Below are 21985 nucleotides of genomic sequence, written 5' to 3' on the forward strand. Positions count from 1 at the left end.
CGAGCGGCTCTGCTTCGGACAAGAAGTAGGCATTCGGGTGGCGAATAGGAAGTTTGTCTTTCGCCAGCACGCAGGAGCGTAGCGAAAAATGCAATAAAAACAGAGTTCGAAATTCGGCAGCTCAAATTCCTGCCGGAAGCAGCGTTCCGGCACTTGTGAGCAGCACCGATCTTGCTATGCTTAACGGACAAATCCGGCGGTCGGACATCGGCGCCACCCGTGCCGGATTGCCGGAAACATGTCTTAGCCTGCTAAGCGAAACACCGTTTCAGATCAGAGCCAAACTCCAAAAATAATTCCAGGGGGGCTCTGTGGGGGCGTCCGAGAGGCCCGGACGCCCCCTATTATTATTCAGCCGGTTCCTGCGGTTTTTTCGCACTGCTGCGTGATTTGCGTGGAGCCGTCGCCTTGCGCGCCGCTGCCTTTCGCGTTGCAGTCTTGCGAGGAGACGATTTGCTCGGCACTGCCGCAGCCGAGGCCGCCCTAACGGGAGCTGTCCGCGTTGGCGCCGACTGCGCGGGGGCCTTGCTCGCCGCCTCTTCCTGTGCCGCTCGGGCGTCTTCCTTGCCCGGCTCGACGACGACATCGGTCACGGCAAGGGGATCTTCCGTGATGTCTCCCGAAACAGGCGGCAGACCCAGCACCTTGTGGAACTGCTGCAGCGTTTCCAGTGTATGCGGCGTCATTTCGTCTATTGCGCCGGGAATGAACCGCACAACCTTGGCCGCGAGTTCCCGCTCTTCCGGGGTTTTCAGAAGCTTTGGCAAGGTTTCGATTGCCAGTTCGGGAGCAAATTCGACGATCAGCGTCTGTTCCTGAAGAATGAAACTGCGTTCGTCCGCATTCAGCGATTTGAACGGCTCATCCTGTGTCAGGACACGGGCTGAGCGTTCCAGACGGTCGCGGCGAACATTGCCCCGGCTGTCGGCAAGCAGGATCAGCATACGGATCACCGCTTCGCAGAAACCACCTTCCTCGATATGCATCAGGGCTGCCTGGACCGGCGGCAAGCTGCGCAACTCGTCCTTGCGCTTCAGCGTCCGGCCCGGTTGCTTGGTCCGGCCGAACCAGCGCATGTAGGGCGTGCCCCAGATGGCGTAGAAGAGGTTCTCGTAGGCTGTGTCGCGCAAATCCCGGAAAAGATCCATGGACTGCTCAATCAGGGCCGCATTGACCTTTTCCAGTTCGACAAACGGATTGCCTGCAGCGGCCGGCGACCTTTCGTTCCTTGCACGCTCGGCAATGCCGGGCAACCAGCCGAGAGCCGGATTGAGGCTGGAGAACAGCGCACGCTGCATTCTGAGCGGATGGCTCTTGCGACGCAGATCAGCGCTCTGCTCGGTGACGAAAGCCTGGACGAAAGGCCGTACGCAGACATCGTAGAATTCGGCCTGCTGCTCGGATGCACGGGCAACAGCGGCAAAGGGTATTTCATCGTCCCGGCCGTCATCTATCTTCGTCAGGTCTTCCATCTTGCGCTCATGGAAGCTGACCGTGAATTCCCGCTCCAGCAGCGGGCCTTCATAGTCGTCGATGGTCATTTCGTAGAGGCCTGGCGCCAGCGCCTCGATTGTCTTCAGTGTCGAGGTGACTTCCGTGTGCTCCTTCTTCGCAATCTTGGAGGACACGAAAATGCCGAGATGGCCAACCTGTTCGTGGACCATATAGATGATCCGTTGGCCACGAATGGCGATTTCCCGCTCATCGGTGTAGGTGTCGATGATCCAGTTGAGGGCCTGCTGCGGCGGTGTGATGTTGTCGCCATAGCTGGCGAAAACGATGATCGGCGCACGAATGTGCTTGATGTCGACGTTTCGGCCGGGCTCAAGCTGTGCCTCGTTCTTGGAAAGACGGTTGCCGACGAAGAGCTGCTCGACAATCCACTTCATCTCCGCTTCGTTCAGCAGGAAATACCCACCCCACCAGCGCTCGAACTCCAGGAAGCGCTTTGGCTCGGTGTCGACCTTGGCATAGAGATCGTAGTACTTGCCGAAGTAGTTCCGGGCCGGATTGAGCAGTTCGAAATTCTGCACGATGTCAGCGCCATCGAAGATGCCGTGACCAAGGTCGGAGTAATACATCGCGTTCCAGGTCCCACCCAGAACACCGGCATTGTAGCGCATCGGGTTTTCACCGACCCGGCCGGACCATGTGGACACAGGCGCACCATTGAGGATGACCGGCCCGGTCAGATCCGGGTTCATGGCAGCCAGCAGCAGCGTCGCCCAACCACCCTGGCAATTCCCCGTCACCACCGGGTTCGGAGCTTCGGGATGAAGCTCCATGACCTTGCGCACGAAGGCCGCCTCCGCATGGGTCACGTCCGCCAGTGTCTGGCCTTTCTCCGGCATCCTCTTGAAGGCAACGAAGTAGACCGGGTGACCGTCATGCAGGGCAACGCCCACCTGACTGTCCGGTTTGAAACCGCCGATCCCGGCTCCATGTCCGGCCCGTGGATCGATGATGATATAGGGCCGTTTCCAGGGTTTCGGATCACGGCACGGCAGATCTGCGGGCGGAATGATTTTCAGCAGCATGTAACAGCTGGGGCGCGGCAGATCTGCACCATCCAGAACCACTTCATAGTCATAGATCAGGACAGGTGGACAGCCGGCTTCTTCGTGATCCAGGAAGATGTCGCCGCGCTGGCGAAGCGTGTCCATTGTGAGGACCATGCGCTGGGCCGCATCCTTCCAGTAGTCTTCCCAGGCCTCGTATAAAGACCCTGCTTCCTGCGCACCGCCCATGGCTTCCACGGCTTTGCCGAACTCGGAAATATTCGACTGCCAACGGGTCTTGTGATCGTCCGAGATCCGGGTCAGGTGCTTGGTCAGTCCCCTGCCCATCAGTTCCGCCAGGTTGGACAGCTCCGTCGCCTGGGCCTGCAGTGCCGTAAAACGCTCCGAAGGCCCCCAGGCGGTGGCATCATGCAGCGATTCCAGAAATTCGTTCTGGCCTTTTTCAAGCGCGTCAAAAATGTCCTTCATCAGGACCTCCTATCCAAGAATGCTGTAGCCACCGTCGATCGGGTGCACGGCCCCGGTGACGTTGAACGCCTCCCGGCTGGCAAGAAAGGCGGCATAGGCCCCGACATCGTCGATCGTGGCCAGTTGATGTGTCGGCGCGCGTTCAGCCGCGTCGTTCAGTAATGCGTCGAACTCGGCAATGCCCGATGCGGCGCGGGTCTTGAGCGGACCTGGCGACAGCGCATGGACCGAGATTCCCTTTGATCCGAGCTCGGCTGCCGCATAGCGGGTGGCCGCCTCCAGCGCGGCCTTGACCGGGCCCATGACGCCATAGTTCTCGACGACCTTCTGCGCGCCCATGAAAGATACTGTCATGCAGGTACCGCCATGGGGCATGAGCGGCTCGGCCCTTTTGATAAGCCGCAGGAAGGAGTGGACGGAGACGTCCATGGCCAGCGAAAAGCCGTCCGCGGAACAGTCGATCACACGGCCATGCAGGTCTTCCTTTTTGGAGAACGCGATGGAATGGAGCAAAGTGTCGAGACGGCCCCATTTGGCCTCAATCTCGGAAAACAGCGCGTCCATCTGCTCTGTATCGCGCACGTCGAGCGGGGCAACGATTTCCGCATCGAGCTGTTCGGCCAGAGGCCGCACGTAGGCTTCGGCCCGCTCATTCAGATAAGTGATCGCCAGATCTGCTCCCTGCGCACGGAAGGCCTTGGCGCAGCCATAGGCAATGGACTGATCGTTGGCGACCCCTACAACAAGGGCCTTGTGGCCCGTCAAATCAAACATATGCGCACAGCTCCCGAAACCTTGGGCAGCCAGGACGGAGGGAAACCGGCCGGCCACCACACTTCGCTGTCTCAAGCGCAACCTGAAACTGCTTCGCAGTGCAACATAAACCTTGTGACGGAACAATGACCTTTTCAAGGAGATAAGGGTTTGTGCTGACGAAAATGATCTGCTGCATCGCAAAATCAGCACTGGACAGAAAGCCAGCCCAAAGAAAACGGCGCCCCGGAAAACCCCGGGGCGCCGCCATCTGTCTCAAATTGCAGATACCGTCCTTAGATCAGGTCGAACCGGTCTGCGTTCATGACTTTGGTCCAGGCTTCAACGAAGTCCTTCACGAACTTCTCGTTGTTGTCGTCCTGAGCGTAGACTTCCGCATAGGCCCGCAGGATGGAATTGGAGCCGAAGACCAGGTCTGCGCTGGTCGCGGTCCACTTCAACGTGCCCAGCTGACGGTCGCGCACTTCGTAAGTACCGTCGGCAACCGGATGCCAGCTGTTGGCCATGTCGGTCAGGTTGACGAAGAAGTCCGTGGTCAGGGCACCTTCACGGTCGGTGAAGACACCATGCTTGGAACCACCGTAGTTAGTCCCCAGCACACGCAGGCCGCCCACCAGGACAGTCATTTCACGCGCGGTCAGGCCCAAGAGCTGTGCACGGTCGAGCATCATCTCTTCCGGGCTGACAACGTATTTCTTCTTCTGCCAGTTGCGGAAGCCGTCAGCGAGCGGCTCCAGAACTTCAAAGGACTCTGCATCCGTCTGTTCGTCGGTTGCGTCACCGCGGCCCGGAGCGAACGGAACAGAGACGTTGAAGCCACCTGCCTTGATTGCCTGTTCCACACCAAGATTGCCGGCCAGAACAATGACATCGGCAACCGAAGCACCGGTTTCGGCAGCAATCGGCTCGAGCTTGGCAAGAACCTTGGCGAGGCGTGCCGGTTCATTGCCTTCCCAGTCCTTCTGCGGCGCGAGACGGATGCGCGCGCCATTGGCACCACCACGCTTGTCTGAGCCACGGAAGGTCCGGGCGCTGTCCCATGCGGTTGCGATCATCTCTGCAGCGGTCAGGCCGCTGGCAGCGATTTTCGCTTTCACGGCGTCCACATCGTAGGAGGTGGAACCAGCCGGGACCGGGTCCTGCCAGATCAGGTCTTCAGCCGGAACGTCCGGGCCGAGGTAGTTGACCTTCGGGCCCATGTCGCGGTGGGTCAGCTTGAACCAGGCACGAGCGAAGCAATCGCGGAAATAGGCTTCGTCGGCCATGAACTTCCGGCAGATCTCGTTGTAGACCGGGTCCATCTTCATGCCCATGTCGGCATCGGTCATCATCGGGTTCCGGCGGATGGACGGATCAGATGCATCAACCGGCTTCTTGTCTTCCGGCATGTTGACCGGTTCCCACTGCCAGGCACCAGCCGGGGACTTGCGCAGTTCCCAGTCGTAGTTGAACAGGTAATCGAAGTAGCCCATGTCAAACTGGATCGGGAATTGCGTCCAGGCACCTTCGATACCGGAGGTGAACGCATTGGAAGCCTTGCCACCCTGTTCGGTGTTCGCCCAGCCGAAGCCCTGCGACTCGACGCCGGCGGCTTCCGGCTCGACACCAATTCCTTCAGCAGACCGGTTGCCGTGGGCCTTGCCGACGGTGTGGCCGCCACAAGTCAATGCCGCGGTTTCCTCGTCGTTCATCGCCATGCGCTTGAAGGTTTCGCGAACATGCGCTGCGGTTCTGACCGGATCCGGCTGGCCATTCACGCCTTCCGGGTTGACGTAGATCAGGCCCATGTGGATCGCCGCAAGCGGGTTCTCCAGGGAGGTCGCATCATCGGCGTTTTCAAAACGGTTCTCGACCGGTGCGAGCCATTCCTTTTCCGAGCCCCAGTAGACATCGGTTTCTGGACCCCAGATGTCTTCCCGGCCGAAACCGAAACCGAAGGTTTTGAAACCCATGGATTCGTAAGCCATGTTACCGGCCAGAATGATCAAGTCGGCCCAGGAAAGCGCGTTGCCGTACTTCTTCTTGACGGGCCACAGCAAACGGCGGGCCTTGTCCAGGCTGGCGTTGTCCGGCCAGGAGTTCAGCGGAGCGAACCGGATGTTGCCGGAGCCCGCGCCGCCGCGACCGTCCTGCATGCGGTAGGAACCGGCGGAATGCCATGCCAGGCGGATCATCAGACCGCCGTAGTGACCCCAGTCAGCCGGCCACCAATCCTGGCTTTCAGTCATAAGCGCACGGACGTCGGCCTTGACTGCCTCGTGGTCGAGACCCTTCACGGCTTCACGGTAGTTGAAGTCGGGGTCCATCGGATTGGTGCGTGCACCGCGCTGGTGCAGGATGTCGAGGTTCAACGCATCCGGCCACCATTTCGTTACCGGCTTGTCCATCGCCGTGTTGCCGCCGTGCATTACAGGGCAACCGCCTGTCTTTTCCACCTTAGCGTCCATAACTCTCTCCACTGTCATCTGAAACGTTCGATTATTCGGGCCGCGTGAGACGCCCGTGATATCCGTAAGGCCCGTATGAGCCCCGGACAGATCGGTTTCCTCAAATCTCCCAAAATCTCCGCGCACAAAAATCAGCTGGCATCGCAAGGGGTGTTTGCATGCCACCTGATCTCGTCTGTGCAGATTGACGCTAGCAAAGGCAACCGATCAGAGGAAGTTGAATTTTCTGATAAGTTCGATAAGTTATGCTTATGATCAATATCACCCTCAAACAGTTGCGCTATTTCGAGGCCCTCGCCCGGCACGGTCATTTCGGCAAGGCCGCCGAGGCCTGCGCCATTTCGCAGCCGGCGCTGTCCATGCAGATCAAGGAAATGGAGGAAGTGCTCGGCGCGAGCTTGTTCGAACGCGGGGCCAGACAAATCCGCCTGACACATTTTGGTGAAGTTGCCGCCGAGCGTGCCCGCGACATCCTGCGGGCCACCGAGGAGCTGGGTGACCTTGCCAGGGCATCACGCGAAAGGCTTGTCGGGCGGCTGCGCATCGGCGTCATTCCGACTGTCGCTCCCTACCTCCTGCCGAGCGTTGTCGGAGCATTGACCAGGAGCTACCCGGAGCTGGACATTCATGTGCGCGAAACAGTAACGCCGAACCTGATCGACGAGCTGGAAGAAGGTCGCCTCGACACGGCCATTGTAGCCTTGCCGGTTTCCGAAGGCACACTTGCCGAAACGGCCCTTTTCAGCGAGCGCTTCGTGCTGGTGCGCTCGGCGCGGGAAGCCAACGCGCCAATGCCGAGCGCCGACAGCCTGCGCGAGATGCGGTTGCTTTTGCTGGAGGAAGGCCATTGTTTTCGCGATCAGGCCCTGTCCTTCTGCAACCTGCAATCCGGTCCACCGCGCGAAGTGCTGGACGCAAGTTCCCTTTCAACGCTGGTCCAGATGGTCAGTGCAGGGATGGGCGTCACCCTGATTCCGGAAATGGCCGTTCCTGTGGAAACCCGTTCGGCCTCGGTTGCGATTTCGCGTTTTGAAGCCCCCGAACCGACCCGGACAATCGGCATGGTCTGGCGTAGAAGGAGCCCGCTGGCAGGCCAGCTCGCCGAGATCGCGGATATCGTCAGGCGGTCAGCAGAAGGACTGACGGCCTTGCGAGACCAGCCGGCTATCAGCTGATCTGCCACCCCATGCCACGTGTTACGACTGCGTGGCGGCGCGCCGGAATGTCAAGACGCCCAGCACTGCCATTGCGCCGGCAAGGCCAAGCAGGACAGCCCTTGCGTCGTCTCCGGCTGCGAAGATGGCAACGATGAGGCCAGCGAGCGGCTGCGACAGATTGTTGAGGCAGATAATCACGCCGGTTGTCTTGCCGAATTCCTCCGGCGGTATGATCTCCTTGCGCAAGGTGCGCACATAGATGTTGAACATCTTGTCGAACCCGGCGATCAGCAGGAAACCTGCCGCATAGATCAGCGGATGGGCTCCAAGGCCTGTCAGCACGGCCCCCGCGCAGATCAACCCGTAAGCAGTAACACCGAGGGTCTTCAGGCTGAGCGCGACATGGGCCGTCAGCGTCAGGACGGCAAGTGTCGCCAGGGCTCCACCGACCTGAAGCCAGGCGTAGACCTGTTCGCTTTGACTGAAGAAGCCCGTCATCATGGCGGCAGCCGTTGCCAGCGTCGCACCAATGATCAGGTTGACGCCGGCGGCCTGCAGGATTGCCCGCGTCAGGCCCGGCAATGTCCAGACTAGCTTGAGCGCGTGATTGAGATCCGCCACGGGATGGCGTGAAACACGCCTGCCTGGAGCGTCTTCCATTCGCGCCTGACCTGGCCAGAAGTAAAACGCAAGATCGGCCAACACAAACAGGACTGTTGCCAGCACGACCACTGCCTGCCAGGGCCAGAACGCCATGAGGTAGGCGGCGACCAACGGACCGAGCACGACGCCCATTTGCGAGGCAAGCTGTCCGTAACTCGCCACTTTTTCGAAACGCTGGTCGGAGAAGGCACGAACAAGCACCATCTCCAGCGCCAGCATGCCCTGCGTCGTGAAAATGCCGACGACGGCAGAAAGCCCGATCAGCCACCAGACCCCACCAAATGCAAGCTGACCGACTATACCGACAATACAGGCCACAGCCCGCAGGATGCGGCTGATACGCAGCAGCAGGATCGGCGAGAACCGGTCACTCAGAATGCCTGCGACTGGAAATGTCAGATAGCGCGGCAAGGTTTCGAAGAAGAAGGCAAGGCCGGACCAGGCGACATCGCCGGTTATCTGGAAGATCACCAGCGGCACCAGAAACAGGAGGATCTGGTCGGCCAGAACCGTCAGGAACATGGACGCGAAAAAGGCGCGGTCGCGGACGAGCATTTTCAGCTTTCGAGGGAGCAAGTGTGGCGAGACAGATCACACCTAGCACTCAACAGCCCTCATCTGCAAGTCGCCGCAACCGGCCAATTCAATCGATTTAGTTTATATCCGGGACGCATCTTTTTCTGCGCACCCCCGTCAGAGCTTCCTTGCCACGACAAAGCGGCTGTAGGGTGCAGGATAGGTTCCTGTCTCGATGATTTCGAACCCTGCCGACCGGATGCTGTCTTCCAGTGTGTCGAAGGAAAAGAAACGGACAAAAGGTGCCTTGCCAACCAGTTGCATCACCTTGACGAGGGGAGCAAACAGCCACGCGCGCCTTTTCAGGCAAACGGTCTTGGAAATGTAAAGCCCACCCGGTTTCAGGAGATGATGAATACGGGACAGGGTGTCTTCGGCGTTTTCCACCAGATGCAGGAAGTTGAAGGCAAGGACGGCATCGTAACCGGTTTCACCCGGTTCGACCTTGTCGCTGAAGACATCGGCAACGGCAAACCTCAACCCTTGCGGATGATCTTCCCCGTCCGGTCCATCCTTCAATTTCGCCTGAGCAATCTCGATCATGCCGCTGGCGAAGTCGGTGGCAAGATAAGACCTGACATTGCCGGCCAATAAAAGCGCCGTCGATCCTGTGCCGCAGCCCAGTTCCAGAACACTGTCCTGCGGCCCCAGATGTTCCGTCGTACGCTCCAGCGTCTTTTCATAGGCTTCCTGATTGCGGATTGGAGACGCAGCATATTTGCGCGCAGCCTTGCTCCAGAAACCGGCAGATGACGGCATTTCATTGGTCCATGTTGTCGCCATGGCGAATAGTCCATTTCTAACAGATAAGCTGGAACGGCAGTAACCGGTCGAACCTGGTCCAACTGCAAATATGACAGCCGGCACGCAGTTATCCGTGCTTCGAAACAGCTTCGAAGCACAGGCTGCTTGAAACTCCCGTACCCGCTATTTCTTCTTCTTGCGGCCGCCGCGCAGACCGATCTGATGAAGAATGTCGCGGCCGATGTCGCGGCCGCCAGTGGGTGAAGCCAGGAACTCCAGAACCGAAAGAACGATGTTTGCCAATTGGATCATCAAAGATGACGGGCTCATTGGCGTCTCCTTTCGACAAGAAATCTACTTGCTTCAGAAATGAATGAGAATTGCCGAATTCTGGCTAGTTGATATACATATTTGCATGAACTGGCAGACCATCACATTCGACTGGAACCAGGCCCGTGCGTTCCTCGTAACGGCAGAGGAAGGGTCTCTCTCCGCAGCCGCCCGGGCACTCGGGCTGACCCAACCCACACTCAGCCGGCAGGTGGCCGCGCTTGAGCAGACACTTGGCGTGACCCTGTTCGAGCGTGTGTCGAAGAGCCTGATCCTCACGGAAGCCGGGATCGAACTGGCTGATCACGTGCGCGCCATGGGCGACGCGGCCAGCCGGATATCCCTTGCGGCATCCGGCAAATCACAGCAGGTCGAAGGACTGGTCACCGTTTCCACGACGGATCTGATGGCAGCTCATCTCTTGCCCGATATTTTGCGTGAGCTGCGCAAAAAGGCACCGGGCGTGGAAGTGAAGGTGCTTTGTACCAACAGCCTGAGCGACTTGCGCCGGCGCGAGGCCGATATCGCCATCCGCCATGTGGAGCCGGACCATCCAGACCTTTATGCCCGCAAGCTGCGGGCGGCCCCGGCCCGCATCTTCGGCGCCAGATCACTGGTTGAACAATTCGGCCGCCCCCTGACGAGGGACGATGCGCCAAATCTCGATTTTATCGGCTTCGACAACAACGAAGAGCTCGTCGGCTACCTGCGCGCTTTCGGTCTGAAGGTGACCGAAGCCAATATTCGCCTTGGCTCCCCCAGCGGTGTGGTCGCCTGGGAATTTGTCCGCCAGGGCCTCGGCCTGGCTATCATGGCGGATGAAATCGCTGCCCGGTTCCCCGAGATCGTTCCCGCCTTTTCCGATATCGAACCGGTTTCGTTTCCAATCTGGCTGGTCACCCATCGCGAACTTCACACCAGCCAGAGGATCCGCGTAGTGTTCGATCATCTGGCGGAAGGTTTGCTGAAGGCCAAGCTCACCAAGATTTAGACGCCCGCTCCGGTCCCAGCCACGTGGCACAGGTATCCGGGCTTTTATTGCCGCCTCCAAAACCAGTCGTTGATCTGCCCCAACTCTGCATTCATGCGGCCTTCGCCCGGCAGAGGCAGCTTGCCCGGATCGGAATGTCCGCACGCGCGATGGCCTGGTCGAGCAGAAGCTTGACGTGCGGCAGCTCCACCTTCTCCGAGCGCCTTACCAGACATTCATGCAATCCGTGCAACGCCCAGACATTGCGTGGATGCTGGCTCGGGCGCGGTAGCTTGCCGTCCAATCCGAGATCCGCGCGGTAGACCGCCTCGGCTTCCTCATACTTGCCGGCTTCCATCAGAAGTGCTCCCAAGGCATGGCGCGTTGGCTGTGGCCAGGACCACGGCTCCTCGTATTGAAGCCCGTCGTCCAGGTCGACGGCAGTGCGAAGATGGGCAAGCCCTTCTTCCTTCCGTCCAGCCTTGAAAGCCACCTCCCCCTTCATCATTTCCTCTGCAACGGCAAGGACATCCCTTGCGGTGTTGTTGAAGAGCATCCGGCTATCGGGCACCTGCGCATAAGCCGCGGTGAAATCCGCCATGGCGGACAGCGCTTCGTCATGACGGCCGAGGTTGGCCAGGGCGATGGCCTTCGCGTAGTAGATCAACGCGTTGGTGGTGACATAGAGTTCCTTGTCCGCTGGCTGATCGAGCTCAAGGATTTCAGGCCACATTCCGAACCGGATGTAGACATGCGGCGCGGCGGCCACGAAGGTTTCGAAAACGTCCGGATACGATCGAACAACTTCGTCGGGCACCTCGCCGCGCAATCGCTCGACAGCCTCCACCGCGGCGCCTTTCCTGCCAAGAAACATGGCGCCGTAGAATGCGAAATGCAGATTGTGGATCCGGTACAGCGCATAGAAATTCGCCGGGCCAGCGTAAGCCTTGAATTTGTCGTCGACCTTGGCTGCCGCAAGATTGCGGTAGAGCACATTCTGATAGTCGCCGCACAAGACATCGATATGCGTTCCCATGTGCACGAGATGCCCGGCATCCGGAACCAGATCCTTCAGCCTGTCGCCATGGCGCAAAGCCCTTTCGGGGTGCGGCGACATTTCCATCAGGTGAATGTACATGTGCAAGAGCCCAGGATGATCCCAGGCGCCTGGCAACTTCTCAAATGCATGTTCCAGAACAGCCACGGCCTCGGTGGTGGAACCTTCAGGGTTCGGCACGCCCGTGTGGAAATCCCACAATTGCCAGGGCGTGCGGTTCATCAAGGCCTCTGCATAAATGCACGCGACATCCAGGTCTTCCCTGTTAGCTTCGTAAACGGGTTTCATCGCTTCCGCGAAGCCATCGTTGAAAGGCTGATAGTCTTCGATTTCCGGATCTGTGGGATAACGCGACGCCAGGGCCTCGATCAGCGCACGCTCCACCGGCCTGGCCTCCTTCAGTGCCTTTGCGGTGGCAAGCGCTGCATGTGCACGTGCCAGCGCAGGCCCCTTTTCCTCAGGCGTGAAGATTTCCCAGGCCTTGTTGTAATTCGGACCGATGCCGTAAGCGATACCCCAGTGAGCCAACGCGCAGGCCGGGGCGGCCGCCACAGCCTTTTCGAAACAGACAATCGCCTCTTCATGATTATAGGCAAATAGCCAGACCAGACCGCGGTCAAACCAGACTTGCGCTTCCGGTATTGACGTTACGACACGCGTATAGCGGCCGAGATCAAAATACTCTGACATGATACATCCCCCCTGATACGCGGCACCAACCCGAGGATCGAGGCTGACACGCCGAAAACGGCGGTTTCGAGCCGTCTTCCAGATGACAGGCATTGGTGCCCAGAGGGTAGTTTGAAATTAAAAGTGACGTAAGGGCAACCGCAAAAGCGCTTCAAGTATCATCAGGCGCCGAGCAGGCCGTGTTTCACGAGCCCGTTTTGATCCTCAACAGTGCCGGGCCTTCGCCTAACCCAGCATCCAGTTGAGTATCAGGCGCCAGTCGGTCATGCGGATGGGGGTACCGTGGGTGCCTGTATCGAACAATGTGAACTTGATCGGATAGTTCGGAGCCCTGGTCTTGATCTGCTTGAAGAAGTTCGCCTGATCTTCCCAATTGTAGACTTGGTCGAGCGTCCCCTGCCCCATGTAGATCGGCACGTTGCGCCCGAGTGCACCTGAAGACAGGAAGTTGGGATCCTTCGGTGAGCCAAGCAGCAGGATGCCGGAAAGCATGCTGGCATAATTGGCGTTCTTTACCAGGTTCCAGCAGATGATGCCGCCCATGGAGCCGCAGGCAACCACGACCTTGGCCCGCGGCGACAGCTGCTTCTGATACTGGATCAGGGCTGCCACATCGGCCGTGCCGCGATTGTCGAAGTTCTTTATGTCGACGGTCAGGTAGGCGCCGCCGTTCCTGACCATCAGGTTCTGAACGCGGTTGAAGTTGCCACCGAACGAAACGTCGTTCATGCCCTGAAAGCGGTTGCCGCCCTGCCCGTGAATGTAGATCACGATGGCATTGGCACCGCCCTTCCAGTTGCCGGTACCCATGAATTCGACAACCCGGCCGTTGGCTTTCAGTTCTCCGCTGCCACGGCCCCGCTTCGGTTTGTAGGAGACATAGTTTCCGTAGACCCTGCGTTCGTCGACTTCGTCGCGATCGCGCAGGTCTCTCTGCTTGGAATATTCAACGACGATAAAATCGCCATCATAGAGCGTTTCGGAGACCTTCTTGTATCTGAACAGCCCATCCTTGTAAGGCTTCAGCGCCTCAGCCCACGCCGACCCCGCCGTGCCCGCATATGCCAACACCCCGCAAAGCAGAAGGTTCCGGATCAAGCAGGCCGGGCGGGAGTTGAGAAATCGGTGCAGCATGTGGCGTCCTTCAAGGCGCGGATCAAAGACATAATTCTGACCCCAAAGCATCTGGCGTTCAAATCAACGCGGACAAGTGCCCCGAATACCTTGAGACCGATCAACAGGCGGAAGACCACCGATTCAGGCACCCCTTCCGCACCGACAACCTACGCGGCACCCAAGGCGCATGCAATCGGTGGCGATCCAAAATCCGGCAGGATTTCTCTCCACCCCAGGCAGAAGACACACGAGGTGTTGCTGTTGCCAAATTCGCGTCATGCAGGCTGCCTATTGCGGCTAAACGCAGCTTTTCGCCGGACCCTTGCAAATAGTGCCAAGGCGTTTCGCTGGTCTTTATCCACAAATCCTAACGTTTGTTGAATAAGTCTGCTGCAAATTGCGAATTTAAGGATTTGGTAACCATAAAAATCCAAGACTGCCAGACAGATAGGCCTGCAATGGGTCATCGGCGACACAAGCGGATTTGCAACGGAACACTCGGGAACCCGCTGACAGATCGCCTTCAAGGTGTTGGGGCAGCTTTCGGCATGCGCTCGCAGACGCAAGTTGCTCCAGACAATGCTCGGCAAGGTCAGGAGAAGCCAGATGCCAGTCATTTCCTTCGCAAACGCAAAGGGCGGCGCCGGAAAAACCACGGCGGCTCTGCTGCTGGCGACAGAAGTCGCAGCACGGGGAAAGCGTGTCACCATCTTTGATGCGGACCCGCAGAAATGGATCTCGAAGTGGTACGAACTGCCACGCAAGAGCCCGGGCATCAACGTCGTCAGCGAAATTTCGCCGGCCTCCATTACAGAGCAGATCACACTTGCCACCGAGACGTCCGACTATGTGATTGTCGATCTTGAGGGAACCGAAAACCTCATCGTCGCCAACGCACTTTCAGTGTCCGACCTTGTGGTCGTGCCGATCCAGGGGTCTTCGATGGATGCGCGCGGTGGCGCCAAGATCCTGACCCTGATCAAGAAGCTGGAAAAGATTGTCCGCCACGACATCAAGCATTGCGTGGTTTTGACCCGTACCAATGCCGCGGTGACGACGCGTGCCATGAAGGCGGTCCAGGACTTCCTGTCCGCCCAGAATATCGATGTCTTGATGACCCCGATTGTGGAACGTGCCGCGTTCCGCGATCTCTTCGAATTCGGCGGTGGCCTCTCCGGCCTCGACACGTCGCTGGTCTCCGGCGTCGGCAAGGCCCGGGAAAACGCTTCGCTTTATGCCGCGGAAATCCTCGAACGGGCTATCACCGTTCCCAGGAAGCGCTGGTACAACGTTTTCAAACGGGCGAGTTGACGGCGTTCGTTCCTGTCGTTTTTGCAAGAAAGGCTGCGGCTCAAACCGCGGCCTTTATCGTATCGTTTGCAGAAGACCGGACCTGCGCCCTCCTGCTTGGCATGCACGGTGCTGACGCCCGGCATTGCCCCGAAGACGGCAGGTCCGAACCAGCCTCAACCAGCCATGGCACAGGCCCGCGAAGCAGGTTATGGTGGCGGCAAGGCGATACCCTTCTTGCCGCATACCCTTGATCCATAGGGAGGAATTCATGTCCACACTCCGTCTGCGCAGTGTCCTCGCAGCCACCGTGTGCCTGTTTGCTGCCGGTTGTTACGGTGAAGACGAGAATGTTGCCCTTGGAAACCTCGAGCGAGACAGGGTCGCACTGACCGCAACAGCCAACGAGGTTCTGGTCGAGCTGCCAGTGCCACAGGGAACCTTCGTCAAGAAGGGAACCGTTCTGGCTCAGCTGGACCCGGCCGAACAGCAGGCCATCGTCGCCCAGGCGAAGGCGGAGGTGCAGAAGGCCAAGGCCAATCTCGTGAAGCTTGAAAACGGCGCCCGCGACGAGGAGATTGCCAAGGCCCGCGCAGCCGTTGCGGGTGCGAAGGCGGAGCTGGAAGATGCACAGGCTTCGTTCGGGCGCTACGACGACCTGACCGGGCGCGGCACCACAAGCCAGGCACAGCTCGACAGCGCCAAGGCTGCGCGCGATGCAGCCGACGCGACCCTGAAAAGTGCACAGGAACAACTGAAGGAGCTTGTCGCCGGCACAAGACCGGAAGACCTCGACATAGCCAAGGCCGAACTGGAGGCCGCCCAGGCAAGCCTCGCCACCCAGGAAAAGATCCTGTCCGATCTGACCATCACCGCCTCGCGTGATGGCACGCTCGATAACCTTCCCTGGAACCTTGGAGAACGGGTGACGGTCGGCAGTCCTGTTGTTGTGATGCTGGCCGGCGATGCACCCTATGCCCGCGTCTATGTTCCCGAACCTCACCGGATAAAGGTCAAGCAGGGCGACAAGCTGGAGGTGCGAATTGACGGCCTCGACAAGCCGATCGAAGGCACTGTGCGCTGGATCAGCTCCGAAGCTTCCTTCACGCCCTATTACGCGCTCAATCAATCCGAGCGCGCCCGGTTGATGTATGTCGCCGAAGTGCAGTTGCCTGACAGCGCCAACGACCTGCCAAACGGCGTTCCGGCCCAGGTTGTTCTGCCGTGAGTTCAAACGACGGCGACATCGTGATCCGGGCCGAGGGCCTGGTGAAAAGCTTCAAGGGCTTCCGGGCGGTCGACGGGCTGGACCTGACCATCGAGCGTGGCATGATCTATGGCTTTCTCGGCCCCAACGGCTGCGGCAAGACCACGGCCATGCGCATGCTGACGGGCCTTCTCACACCGACCGAAGGCACCGTTGAAGTGCTGGGGCTTTCCGTTCCCAAGGATGCCGAGACCCTGAAATACAAGATCGGCTACATGACCCAGGCCTTTTCGCTCTACGGCGATCTGACGGTTTTGGAGAACCTCAACTTCATGGCAACGATCTACGGCCTGCCATCGAAGCGGAAGAAGCAACGCATTGCCGAGGTCATGGAGCGATATGAATTGAGCGAGCTGGGTGACCGGTTCGCGGGCAAGATGTCCGGCGGGCAACGCCAGCGCCTCGCGCTGGCAACCGCGGTTCTGCACGAACCGCAGCTTTTGTTTCTGGACGAACCGACCTCTGCCGTTGACCCGGAGTCGCGCCGCCATTTCTGGGAACAGCTTTTCGACCTGGTCGATGGCGGAACGTCCATTGTCGTGACCACGCATTTCATGGACGAGGCAGAACGCTGCCACAAGATTGCGATCATGGAAGCAGGCCAGAAACGTGCTGACGGGGCACCGAAGGACCTGATGGCGGCAATGGGTGCCAATGTCGTGGAAATCGAAGGTCCCAACCTGCGCGAAATCCGCCGGAAACTGCTGGGAACGGAGGGCATCATTACCGCCGCTCAGCTGGGCGCACGCCTGCGTGTTCTGGTGCGGGACGACATTGCCGATCCCGAAGCGTTCCTGAAAAACAAGGACGAGACCAACGGTGCCACGTTGATCGAAAAGGTGCGCCCGAACCTGGAAGATGTCTTCGTGACGGCAACGGGAGAAGGCCGACAATGATCAGACCCCTTTCACGGATATCGGCCATCTTCTTCAAGGAACTCAGCCAGTTGCGCCGGGATCGGATGACCTTCGGCATGGTCATCATGATCCCGTTGATCCAGCTGATCCTGTTCGGCTACGCCATCAACACCAACATTCGTGATATTCCCGTTGCTGTCGTCGATCACAGCCAGACCGGGTTGAGCCGGATCCTGATCCAGATGGTGGAAGCGACCCGTGTCGTAAAGGTGACCGAACGCCTGACCAGCATCGAGGAAGCAGAAACCGCGATCAAGGCTGCCCGCGTGCGCGCCGCCTTCATTCTGCCGGACGACCTCTCCCAGAGGGTCGCCCGCTCGCCCGCCGCCAACCTGGGCACGCCGCCTTCCACCGACGAGGAAACCAGCCGCCCTGTTGCCCAGTGGATCGTCGACGGCTCCGACACCATGATTGCAGGTGCCATCAAATCGCTGCGCAACATGCCGCTGGCCGAATTGAACCGTCAGGCCCCGAACCGGTCGACGCCGACCTTCGAGGTGGCCCTGTTCTTCAATCCGGAACAGCGTACCGCCATCAACATCGTGCCCGGCCTGGTCGGCATCATCCTGACCATGACCATGATCATGTTCACCTCTGCGGCAATCGTGCGCGAACGCGAGCGCGGCAACATGGAAATGCTGATCAACACACCGGTGCGGCCGATCGAGCTGATGATCGGCAAGATCATTCCCTACATCTTCATCGGCCTATTGCAGACGATGATCATCCTCGGGCTCGGACACCTGCTGTTCAACGTGCCTTTCGGCGACAAGATATTCGATCTCTTTGTCGGCACATTGCTCTTCATCGGAGCCAGTCTGTCACTGGGCCTGGTATTGTCGACCATTGCCCAGAGCCAGTTGCAGGCAACCCAGATGACGGTGTTCGTACTGCTGCCGTCCATCCTGCTGTCCGGCTTCATGTTTCCCTACGAAGGCATGCCGGTGATCGCGCAGTATATTGCCGAGGCGTTTCCGGCGACCCATTTCATGCGCATGATCAGAGGGTTCGTCCTGCGGGACGCCGGGCTGCTTGAGCTGCACCGCGACGTGCTCTGGATGTGCGGGTTCTTCGTTCTGGGCATGATCGTCGCCGCTTTCCGCTTCAAGAAACGGCTGGACTGAGGAATGTCTGGCTTGGGGCCAGTTACTTGGCCAACTGCTGTGGTGACCTGGGTTCCTTCCCCCGCCGCCCTCATGACCTCATCCTGAGGAGCGCACTTCTGCGCGTCTCGAAGGATGGGCTGCATACTCAGGAGCAAGTGGCCCATCCTTCGAGACAGCGCTCACGCGCTTCCTCAGGATGAGGTGTCCAATTCGACAAGCCGGCGTGGACACCGAATACCGACGCTCGCACGCCCCTACTTCGGCTGTGGACCGGTATCGAAACGTGGATTGGCGGTTTTCAGGACCGGGGTCTGTACAGAGACATTCTCCCGGCTCTCGCGCCATACGACGAAGATACCCGATGCAATGATGACTGCAGAACCGAGGCCGACGTAGAAATCCGGAGTTTCGGAAAAGAACAACATGCCGAACAGGCTTGCCCAGAGGATCTGGCTGTATTGAAGCGGTGCCACGACCGCGGCCGGCGCGGCCTTGTAGGCGGAGATCGTCAGGAACTGGGCAATGACCGAGAGAAAGCCGATCGCCGCCATAAGTCCGAGGTCGAGAAGCTCCACCGGCACATAGAAGACCGGCAGCGTCATCGACATGGCCATCATGGACAGGATCATCGGGTAGAGGATCAGGACGGCCGGACGTTCCTTGCCGCCGAGTTTACGCACCAGAATGGTGGAAAGCGAATTGGCGAAGGCCGCTGTCAGGGCAGCTGCATGGCCGAGGGTCAACTCCGTCACGCCGGGACGTAAAACGATTAGAACGCCGATCAAACCGACAATCACGGCAGCCCAGCGCTGCGCCCGTACGGTCTCACCAAGCAGTGGTACCGACAAGGCGGTGATCAGAAGCGGCATGGCAAACAGCAATGCATAGACCTCGGCCAGCGGCAGCGCCGTAAAGGCGTAGAACCCGCAGGACATGGCGATAATGGCCAGGCCTGCGCGTGACAGCACCAGCCAGGGGTGTCTTGGACGGAAATTGTCGACCGCCTTGTCCGCCAGCATCATCATCGACATCGGCACGAAGGCAAAAAGCATCGTGAAGAAGATGATCTGAAAGACCGGATAGCTGCCACCGAGTTCCTTGATGATGGCGTCATGCGTGGAAAACAGGGCAAATGCGAGAAGCGCGGCGGCAAGTCCCTTGAGCGATTCAGTCATAGGCCGGGCCTTAATGGTGTGATGGCCGCCCGCAGAAACCGGACGGTTGCTGGGCTGGTTCCGGACGTGACGTCTTGTTTCGTCAGCCGAGCGGTGATGGCAAATCAGCGGTTGGTGGCAATGTCTTGCTTCGATCATCACTGAAACGAAGAAAAGTTCAAGAAAGGCCGCTTCGTTTCAGACGGGTTTCGGACCAAATGACGAAGAGTTTCCACAAAGCAAATGGCGCAGCAGAGGTTTCCCGCTGCCGCGCCATCATTTACAATTTGCCAGAACGGCTTTTCAGTTCGGGCAACCGGTTCCGGCCCTTTTCAGAGGATCTTGCGCCGCAGGTAGGACGATACGACCTCTCCCACCACCACCAGGGCGATGATGGCCAGGAGCACCATGGAGACTTCCTGCCAATTGAAGGTATCGATTGCCCCTTGCAGGATCACACCAATGCCCCCTGCCCCGACCAGCCCGAGAACCGTGGATTCCCGCAGGTTGATGTCCCAGCGCAGGATAGTCACCGCAAAGAAGGTCGGCATGACCTGAGGGACGATGGCATAGAGCACCACCTTGAAATGGCTTGCGCCGCACGCCTTCAGCGCCTCGACCGGTTTCGGATCGATTTCCTCGATGGCTTCGCCCAGCAGTTTGCCCAGGAAGCCGATGGAACGGAACATGATTGCAACGATGCCGGCAACAACACCCGGGCCAAAGATTGCCACGAACAGCAGGGCCCAGATGATCGTGTTCACCGAACGCGACGAGACCAGGATGAACCGGCCGAGCCAGAGCGTCAGTGCGTTCGGCGTGGTGTTCTGCGCGGCGATATAGGCCACCGGCAGAGCCAGCACGACCGCCATTGCCGTGGCGATTGTGGCAAGGTTTACCGTCTCCCACAACGCACTCAGAATCTGGTCGAGGTGGGTCGGGTCTGGAGGCACCATGCGGCTGAAAAGATCGCCCATCTGGGTCGGCGCGTCCCACACCCACGCCCAGATGATGTTGACGCTGCCGAGGGCCCAGGCAACGACAAGTGCGGTCAGGGCAAAGTAGCCGTAGCGCTGAAACCGTTGGGCCGGCGTGTAACGCGCCCAGTCTTGGAGCTGTACCTGTTCCATTATGCGATCCGCTTTCTGATTGCACCGCTGACGGCTTCGGAAATCAGGATGGCACCCACGATGACCATGGTGATGGCCAGGGCGAAGTCGTAGTCGTAGCGCCCGAAGGCATTCGCCAGGGTGGCGCCGATGCCGCCTGCGCCAACGATACCGACGACCGCCGAGGCTCTCAGGTTACTGTCGAGCTGATAGATCCCGAGTCCGATCTGGCGCTGCATGATCTGCGGGAACACCGCGTAAACCAGTGTCGACAGGAACGGTGCGCCCGCTGCCTTCATTGCTTCGACCGGCCCCGGATCGATTTCCTCGATCTTTTCGGCCAGCAGCTTGGCAACAAAGCCGATGGAGTAGACGATCAGCGTCAGGACGCCCGCGAAGGGACCGAATCCGACCGCTTTCACGAAGATGATGGCGACAATTACCGGATGGAAGCTGCGTGCGATGATGATGACTGCCCGGCCAAAATAATAGATCGGGAGCGGCGCGATGTTCCTGGCCGCCATGAAGGCGATCGGGATCGACAGCAGGATGCCGCCGACAGTTGCAAGGATCGCGATCTTCAGGCTTTCCATAAACCCGTCGATGAGCAATTCGCTGCGCTGGAAGCTGGGCGGGAAGGCCCCGCCGAAGATCCGCCCTGCACGGCTCAGGCCTTGCATCATGCGGTCCCAGTCGATCGGCAGCGTCGCAAAGGTGGTCACGATGTAGACCGCTATTGCGGCATAAAGGCCGTAGCGCAATAGCGGGTTGGCGATGAAGGGCTGCTTGCGCCAGGTATCCCTCGCCGTACTCATGCCGCAGCGCCTTCCATCTGCCGGTCCTCATGAGGAACACCGGCATAGATCTCGTGCATTGCGTCCTTCGTCAGGGCATCCGGCAGATCGTCGAAAATGATCCGCCCATAGCGCATGCCGACGATACGGTCGCTGAATTCCTTGGCTTCATTGACGTTGTGAATGTTGATGATCACCGGAAGCTTCAGTTCGCGTGCGAGGTCCCGCAGCAGCGTCATGATCTGTTCCGAGGTCTTCGGGTCGAGAGATGCTGTCGGTTCGTCGGCCAGAAGGATTTCCGGTTGCTGCATCAGCGCCCGGATAACGCCGACACGCTGGCGTTCACCGCCTGAAAGTTCGTCCGCGCGCTTGTTGGCGTAATGGGCGATCCCGACCCGCTCCATGAGCTCATAGGCCCGGCGGATGTCTTCCTTGGGGTAACGCCTCGAAAGCGCTGCCCAGGTCGAGATGTAACCGAGGCGCCCGCTCTGGACATTTTCCATGACGGTCAGGCGGTCGACCAGATTGAAGCTCTGGAACACCATGCCGATGCGGCGGCGGCCGACGCGCAGCTCGCGCTTGCCCAGGCTGGTGAAATCGGTGCCATTCAGGAAGATCTTGCCGGAGGTCGGCTCGACCAACCGGTTGATGCAGCGAAGCAGTGTACTCTTGCCCGCGCCCGAAGAGCCGATCACGGAGACGACTTCTTCACCGGGAACCTCGAGGTCCAGGTCTTTGAGCACAGGATCCCCGGCCCCGTAACGTTTCACAAGGCTTGTTATCTTTAGCATGTTTTACCTCGATTGAACCGGCCCGCCGGAGTTCGACTCACGGCGG

Annotated in this window: 18 protein-coding genes; 6 read left to right on the forward strand and 12 right to left on the reverse strand. The window is 59.3% G+C overall.

Translation table 11 applies throughout. The features are described 5' to 3' along the window. Positions 1-347: 347 nt before the first annotated feature. From FIV03_RS26010 to katG, 3 genes are all read right to left on the reverse strand, one after another. Positions 348-2987 carry a DUF3141 domain-containing protein gene (locus FIV03_RS26010; protein WP_152511511.1) on the reverse strand — a complete coding sequence of 880 codons (2640 nt, stop codon included), beginning with the start codon at positions 2985-2987 and terminating at the stop codon, positions 348-350. A gap of 9 nt (positions 2988-2996) precedes the next feature. Beyond that, positions 2997-3761, reverse strand: a complete 765-nt coding sequence (gene fabI / locus FIV03_RS26015) for an enoyl-ACP reductase FabI (RefSeq protein WP_152511512.1) — start codon at positions 3759-3761, stop codon at positions 2997-2999. A gap of 275 nt (positions 3762-4036) precedes the next feature. After that, positions 4037-6208: a catalase/peroxidase HPI gene (katG, locus tag FIV03_RS26020; RefSeq protein ID WP_152511513.1), complete on the reverse strand. Its 2172-nt coding sequence runs from the start codon at positions 6206-6208 to the stop codon at positions 4037-4039. A 251-nt stretch (positions 6209-6459) separates the two neighbouring features. Here katG and FIV03_RS26025 point away from each other — a divergent pair, with 251 nt between their 5' ends. Then, on the forward strand, positions 6460-7383 hold the full coding sequence (locus FIV03_RS26025) for a hydrogen peroxide-inducible genes activator (RefSeq protein WP_152511514.1): 924 nt from the start codon (positions 6460-6462) through the stop codon (positions 7381-7383). A 21-nt stretch (positions 7384-7404) separates the two neighbouring features. Here FIV03_RS26025 and FIV03_RS26030 read toward each other — a convergent pair whose 3' ends face one another. From FIV03_RS26030 to FIV03_RS31690, 3 genes are all read right to left on the reverse strand, one after another. Next, positions 7405-8583, reverse strand: coding sequence for an MFS transporter (locus tag FIV03_RS26030; RefSeq protein ID WP_209009795.1), 1179 nt, complete (start codon positions 8581-8583; stop codon positions 7405-7407). 138 nt (positions 8584-8721) lie between these two features. Continuing rightward, a complete protein-coding gene (locus FIV03_RS26035) occupies positions 8722-9387 on the reverse strand; it encodes a class I SAM-dependent methyltransferase (RefSeq protein WP_152511515.1) in 666 nt (221 codons plus the stop codon). 144 nt (positions 9388-9531) lie between these two features. Next, a complete protein-coding gene (locus tag FIV03_RS31690) occupies positions 9532-9678 on the reverse strand; it encodes a hypothetical protein (RefSeq protein ID WP_023000028.1) in 147 nt (48 codons plus the stop codon). Positions 9679-9763: 85 nt separating this feature from the next. Here FIV03_RS31690 and FIV03_RS26040 point away from each other — a divergent pair, with 85 nt between their 5' ends. Next, positions 9764-10669 (forward strand): LysR family transcriptional regulator, encoded by a 906-nt coding sequence (locus tag FIV03_RS26040; RefSeq protein WP_075284258.1) that lies wholly within the window; start codon positions 9764-9766, stop codon positions 10667-10669. Between the two features lie 91 nt (positions 10670-10760). Here the strand turns inward: FIV03_RS26040 and FIV03_RS26045 are convergent, their stop codons facing one another. Both FIV03_RS26045 and FIV03_RS26050 read right to left on the reverse strand, forming a co-directional pair. Then, the gene (locus FIV03_RS26045) at positions 10761-12395 is read right to left on the reverse strand and encodes a hypothetical protein (RefSeq protein WP_152511516.1); all 1635 of its coding nucleotides are present in this window, start codon (positions 12393-12395) and stop codon (positions 10761-10763) included. A 225-nt stretch (positions 12396-12620) separates the two neighbouring features. After that, the gene (locus tag FIV03_RS26050) at positions 12621-13529 is read right to left on the reverse strand and encodes an alpha/beta hydrolase (RefSeq protein WP_152511517.1); all 909 of its coding nucleotides are present in this window, start codon (positions 13527-13529) and stop codon (positions 12621-12623) included. Positions 13530-14117: 588 nt separating this feature from the next. On the opposite strand from FIV03_RS26050, the gene FIV03_RS26055 reads away from it, so the two are divergent. From FIV03_RS26055 to FIV03_RS26070, 4 genes are all read left to right on the forward strand, one after another. Further along, positions 14118-14822, forward strand: a complete 705-nt coding sequence (locus FIV03_RS26055; protein WP_286202234.1) for a ParA family protein — start codon at positions 14118-14120, stop codon at positions 14820-14822. A 250-nt stretch (positions 14823-15072) separates the two neighbouring features. Further along, on the forward strand, positions 15073-16029 hold the full coding sequence (locus tag FIV03_RS26060; RefSeq protein ID WP_152511518.1) for an HlyD family efflux transporter periplasmic adaptor subunit: 957 nt from the start codon (positions 15073-15075) through the stop codon (positions 16027-16029). Further along, positions 16026-16964 carry an ABC transporter ATP-binding protein gene (locus FIV03_RS26065; RefSeq protein ID WP_209009796.1) on the forward strand — a complete coding sequence of 313 codons (939 nt, stop codon included), beginning with the start codon at positions 16026-16028 and terminating at the stop codon, positions 16962-16964. Before FIV03_RS26060 ends, FIV03_RS26065 begins: the two co-directional genes overlap by 4 nt. Then, entirely contained in the window at positions 16961-18109 is a 1149-nt protein-coding gene (locus FIV03_RS26070; RefSeq protein WP_075284259.1) for an ABC transporter permease, read from the forward strand. Before FIV03_RS26065 ends, FIV03_RS26070 begins: the two co-directional genes overlap by 4 nt. A gap of 236 nt (positions 18110-18345) precedes the next feature. Here the strand turns inward: FIV03_RS26070 and FIV03_RS26075 are convergent, their stop codons facing one another. The 4 genes from FIV03_RS26075 to phnC form a co-directional block, all read right to left on the reverse strand. Further along, positions 18346-19266 carry a DMT family transporter gene (locus FIV03_RS26075; protein WP_023000020.1) on the reverse strand — a complete coding sequence of 307 codons (921 nt, stop codon included), beginning with the start codon at positions 19264-19266 and terminating at the stop codon, positions 18346-18348. 311 nt (positions 19267-19577) lie between these two features. After that, positions 19578-20375 carry a phosphonate ABC transporter, permease protein PhnE gene (gene phnE, locus FIV03_RS26080; RefSeq protein WP_023000019.1) on the reverse strand — a complete coding sequence of 266 codons (798 nt, stop codon included), beginning with the start codon at positions 20373-20375 and terminating at the stop codon, positions 19578-19580. Beyond that, entirely contained in the window at positions 20375-21169 is a 795-nt protein-coding gene (phnE, locus tag FIV03_RS26085) for a phosphonate ABC transporter, permease protein PhnE (protein ID WP_055658501.1), read from the reverse strand. The genes phnE (FIV03_RS26080) and phnE (FIV03_RS26085) overlap by 1 nt, the downstream gene beginning before the upstream one ends. Then, on the reverse strand, positions 21166-21939 hold the full coding sequence (gene phnC, locus FIV03_RS26090; protein ID WP_006939395.1) for a phosphonate ABC transporter ATP-binding protein: 774 nt from the start codon (positions 21937-21939) through the stop codon (positions 21166-21168). The genes phnE (FIV03_RS26085) and phnC overlap by 4 nt, the downstream gene beginning before the upstream one ends. Positions 21940-21985 lie beyond the last annotated feature (46 nt).

It is taken from the genome of Labrenzia sp. THAF187b (assembly GCF_009363375.1).
Lineage (GTDB): Bacteria > Pseudomonadota > Alphaproteobacteria > Rhizobiales > Stappiaceae > Roseibium > Roseibium algicola.

Excerpts from the sequence above, each read along its gene's own strand:
- phnE (WP_023000019.1), bottom strand. The coding sequence starts at position 20,375 with ATGGAACAGGTACAGCTCCAAGACTGGGCGCGTTACACGCCGGCCCAA.
- FIV03_RS26045 (WP_152511516.1), bottom strand. The coding sequence starts at position 12,395 with ATGTCAGAGTATTTTGATCTCGGCCGCTATACGCGTGTCGTAACGTCA.
- FIV03_RS26010 (WP_152511511.1), bottom strand. The coding sequence starts at position 2,987 with ATGAAGGACATTTTTGACGCGCTTGAAAAAGGCCAGAACGAATTTCTG.
- FIV03_RS26025 (WP_152511514.1), top strand. The coding sequence starts at position 6,460 with ATGATCAATATCACCCTCAAACAGTTGCGCTATTTCGAGGCCCTCGCC.
- FIV03_RS26050 (WP_152511517.1), bottom strand. The coding sequence starts at position 13,529 with ATGCTGCACCGATTTCTCAACTCCCGCCCGGCCTGCTTGATCCGGAAC.
- FIV03_RS26030 (WP_209009795.1), bottom strand. The coding sequence starts at position 8,583 with ATGCTCGTCCGCGACCGCGCCTTTTTCGCGTCCATGTTCCTGACGGTT.
- katG (WP_152511513.1), bottom strand. The coding sequence starts at position 6,208 with ATGGACGCTAAGGTGGAAAAGACAGGCGGTTGCCCTGTAATGCACGGC.
- FIV03_RS26070 (WP_075284259.1), top strand. The coding sequence starts at position 16,961 with ATGATCAGACCCCTTTCACGGATATCGGCCATCTTCTTCAAGGAACTC.
- FIV03_RS26040 (WP_075284258.1), top strand. The coding sequence starts at position 9,764 with ATGAACTGGCAGACCATCACATTCGACTGGAACCAGGCCCGTGCGTTC.
- FIV03_RS31690 (WP_023000028.1), bottom strand. The coding sequence starts at position 9,678 with ATGAGCCCGTCATCTTTGATGATCCAATTGGCAAACATCGTTCTTTCG.
- fabI (WP_152511512.1), bottom strand. The coding sequence starts at position 3,761 with ATGTTTGATTTGACGGGCCACAAGGCCCTTGTTGTAGGGGTCGCCAAC.
- FIV03_RS26060 (WP_152511518.1), top strand. The coding sequence starts at position 15,073 with ATGTCCACACTCCGTCTGCGCAGTGTCCTCGCAGCCACCGTGTGCCTG.
- phnE (WP_055658501.1), bottom strand. The coding sequence starts at position 21,169 with ATGAGTACGGCGAGGGATACCTGGCGCAAGCAGCCCTTCATCGCCAAC.
- phnC (WP_006939395.1), bottom strand. The coding sequence starts at position 21,939 with ATGCTAAAGATAACAAGCCTTGTGAAACGTTACGGGGCCGGGGATCCT.
- FIV03_RS26075 (WP_023000020.1), bottom strand. The coding sequence starts at position 19,266 with ATGACTGAATCGCTCAAGGGACTTGCCGCCGCGCTTCTCGCATTTGCC.
- FIV03_RS26055 (WP_286202234.1), top strand. The coding sequence starts at position 14,118 with ATGCCAGTCATTTCCTTCGCAAACGCAAAGGGCGGCGCCGGAAAAACC.
- FIV03_RS26035 (WP_152511515.1), bottom strand. The coding sequence starts at position 9,387 with ATGGCGACAACATGGACCAATGAAATGCCGTCATCTGCCGGTTTCTGG.